General features: G+C 68.6%; 3 protein-coding genes, 1 tRNA gene and 2 rRNA genes. 5 read left to right on the forward strand and 1 reads right to left on the reverse strand.

Going from position 1 to position 2,952, the window contains the following annotated elements; genetic code table 11:
- The 3 genes from ACLL81_RS08555 to ACLL81_RS08565 form a co-directional block, all read left to right on the forward strand.
- Positions 1 to 269, forward strand: a 23S ribosomal RNA gene (locus ACLL81_RS08555); the annotation flags it as partial.
- A gap of 77 nt (positions 270 to 346) precedes the next feature.
- A 5S ribosomal RNA gene (rrf, locus tag ACLL81_RS08560) occupies positions 347 to 461 on the forward strand.
- 60 nt (positions 462 to 521) lie between these two features.
- A tRNA-Met gene (locus ACLL81_RS08565) sits at positions 522 to 598 on the forward strand.
- Between the two features lie 54 nt (positions 599 to 652).
- Here the strand turns inward: ACLL81_RS08565 and ACLL81_RS08570 are convergent.
- A complete protein-coding gene (locus tag ACLL81_RS08570) occupies positions 653 to 1,378 on the reverse strand; it encodes a hypothetical protein (protein ID WP_411287924.1) in 726 nt (241 codons plus the stop codon).
- 281 nt (positions 1,379 to 1,659) lie between these two features.
- On the opposite strand from ACLL81_RS08570, the gene ACLL81_RS08575 reads away from it, so the two are divergent.
- Together ACLL81_RS08575 and ACLL81_RS08580 are read left to right on the forward strand one after the other, a co-directional pair.
- Positions 1,660 to 2,148, forward strand: a complete 489-nt coding sequence (locus ACLL81_RS08575; protein ID WP_411287925.1) for a hypothetical protein — start codon at positions 1,660 to 1,662, stop codon at positions 2,146 to 2,148.
- 58 nt (positions 2,149 to 2,206) lie between these two features.
- Positions 2,207 to 2,952: enoyl-CoA hydratase/isomerase family protein (locus tag ACLL81_RS08580; RefSeq protein ID WP_411287926.1), on the forward strand; the 746-nt coding region annotated here is incomplete at its 3' end.

Genomic DNA, 2,952 nt, shown 5'->3' on the forward strand with positions numbered 1-2,952 from the left:
GCCGTGGGTGTACGAAGCTTGAGAGGATCTGTCCCTAGTACGAGAGGACCGGGATGGACACACCTCTGGTGGACCTGTCGTGGCGCCAGCCGCGCAGCAGGGTAGCTAAGTGTGGAAAAGATAACCGCTGAAAGCATCTAAGCGGGAAACTTACCTCAAAACAAGGCTTCGCCGAGAGCCGTGGTAGACCACCACGTTGATAGGCCAGGTGTGGAAGTGCCGCGAGGCATGTAGCTTACTGGTACTAATCGCTCGATCGGCTTGATCGTTCTTATCAAAACTCATGTAGGCTTCATTGTGAGCTTACAGATATTGATGTCTTCTCATCTCACATCCGTTTCGTTGACCTGGTGGTTTTGCCGGGGGGTCCCCACCCGATCCCATTCCGAACTCGGTCGTTAAGCCCCCCTGGGCCGATGGTACTTCGTCTTAAGGCGCGGGAGAGTAGGTCGCCGCCAGGTCTACCAAACGGATGTGAAGTCCAGACCCTTCAAATCACGATCTCTATACTTAGGCTTTGCCGCGGGGTGGAGCAGCCCGGTAGCTCGTCAGGCTCATAACCTGAAGGTCACAGGTTCAAATCCTGTCCCCGCACCCAAACTTCAACAGCCCCCACGGAAACGCGGGGGCTGTTTTCGTATCTGCCGCTCCGCTACAGCGCGGTGAGCAGGGTGCTGGCGCCGCGGCTGTGGCGGGTCAGGCGCTGGCGCCGCGCGAAGGCGGCCATGCCGGCCGTGGTCGGATCGCGGGACTGCTCCCAGACGCCATGGTCGCGGTAGCGGGTCATCAGCAGCAGCCGGGTGACGCCGGCGGCGCGGTCGGCCTTGGTGCGCGTGGCCTCGAACAGGCCGAACACCTTGGCCTCGAAGCGCGGCTCGAAATCGCGCCAGCCCTCCTGCGACAGGGTCAGGAACTCCGCCAGGCTGTCCGCCTCCACCTCGAACCAGCGGTGCACATAGATGCCACCGGCAAAAGGAACCTCGCTGCCCGCCGGTCGAACGGTCGGCCGCAGGATGTGGCGCGCGCCGGAAGCCACAGGCGCGGCCTTCATCAGGGCCTGGACCACCGCTTCCCGCGCGGCTCCGGCGTCGCGCCAGCGCAGCAGCAGCGCCATCTCCGTGGAGTTCCAGCCCAGCTGTGGGGCGAAGGCGGCCACCACCTCGCCGCCGGCCGCCGCGATCGCCGGGCGGTCCACGGCGTTGAAGCGGGCCGCGAGGGCTGCGCGCGGGGGTGATCCGGAGGCCGGCGCCAGGTCGAGGAACAGATAGTCGTACATGTAGCGCGCTCCGGCGGTCTGGGCGGACGCTCTGGCGACGCCGGCCTGCAGGGCCAGGCCCGCGGCCAGCGCCAGCCCCTGTCGGCGATTGATGGCCTGCATGACGCCTGTCCCCCACATCCGTGGTTGGCATCCTGGCCGCAATGACGGCAAAGATCACCCCCACTAGGCGACCAAGGCCAACCCATGCCCGATCCCGACACCCGCCGAGACGCCCGCAACAAACTCCTCGGCCGTATCCTGATCGTCGCCCTGGGGGTCCTGGCCCTGGCGCAGATCGTGCCGGCGATCCTCAACCGCTAGAGCGCTTGCCGCCGAAGTGGGAGCGCATGGCGCTCCAGGCTCGCCCAGAGGCGGCCACGTTCTTCGTGTGTGGTCGCCCCATGTCCAAGCGCCCCCGTCTGAGAAGCTTTCTGCCCGCCCTGCTGATCCTGGCCGGGGCGCAGACCGCCCACGCCGAGCCGGCGCAGGAGGCGGCCTCGGCCACCCGCGCTTGCCTGGCGGCCATCATCGACGGCGCGCCGGTGGCCGACATCAAGGGCCAGGACGTGGAGATCCGCCGCGGCAAGGACCCGCAGGCCTGCACCGTGCGGGTGACCAGGGGCGATCCCTCCGCCGTGCGCGAGGCGGTGCTGGGCGCGGTGACGCCGCGCAAGGAGCGGTTCGCCCTGGCCAAGAGCCGCTGGGACCCCAACGCCTTCGCCAGCCGGGAAAGCTTCTGCAATGCGCCGGGCCGCCGCCACCTGATGGTGCTGATCTCCACGGCCAGGCCCAACAGCCCGGTCGCCCTGATGGCCACCGTGCTGGAGAGCGCCTCGCGCGACACCCGCTGCGACGTGGACGAGGGCCTGCAGGCGCCGATCCTGCGCTAGGGATTCCATCGACGGTCCAGGTCGGCCTATCCTGCGGACCAGCGGACGGGATGGTGCGATGGACGAACTTTTCGATACGGCGTGGCGGCATCTGAAGGTGACCCGCGACCAGGCGATCGTCGAGGTCGCCCTGGCGCGCACCGAGGCGCGCAATGCGCTGAACGGCGAGCTGATGGACGAGCTCACCCAGGCCGCCCGCCTGCTGCGCCTGCGCACCGACGTCCATGCGGTGATCCTGACGGGCGCCGAAACCTACTTCTCTGCCGGCGCCGACCTGGCCGCCAGCGCCCAGCGGGTCGCTCAGCCCAGCCTGCTGGAAGCCCGGCGCGCGGTGATGGCCGGTCCCGACCTGTGCCGCGCCTGGGAGGAGATCGAGGCGGTGACCATCGCGGCCATCGAAGGCTACTGCATCGGCGGGGCCTGCGCCCTGGCGGTGGCCTGCGACTTCCGGATCATGGGCCAAGGCGCCTACATGCGCCTGCCGGAGGTCCCCCTGGGGATGAACATGAGCTGGCGCACCCTGCCCAGGCTGGTGGCCCTGGCCGGTCCGTCGCGGGCCAAGCAATTCGTGATGTTCGGCGAGGCCGCCGACGCGCAGCGCTGCGCCGACTGGGGGATGGCCGACGAGTTGGCCGCCCAGGGGCAGGCCCTGACGGCGGCGCGGGTCTGGGCGGCCAAGGTGGTCGCCCTGCCGCCGCTCTCCGTGCGGATGACCAAGGAGGCGGTCAGCGCCGTGGCCGCCGCCACCAGCCACGCCTCGATCTATATGGACCGCGACCAGTACCTGCTGGCCACCAAGAGCGC

This window comes from Phenylobacterium sp. (assembly GCF_046590535.1).
GTDB lineage: Bacteria > Pseudomonadota > Alphaproteobacteria > Caulobacterales > Caulobacteraceae > Phenylobacterium.

Coding starts and splice junctions, on each gene's coding strand:
- ACLL81_RS08575 (WP_411287925.1), top strand. CDS start 1,660: ATGTCCAAGCGCCCCCGTCTGAGAAGCTTTCTGCCCGCCCTGCTGATC.
- ACLL81_RS08570 (WP_411287924.1), bottom strand. CDS start 1,378: ATGCAGGCCATCAATCGCCGACAGGGGCTGGCGCTGGCCGCGGGCCTG.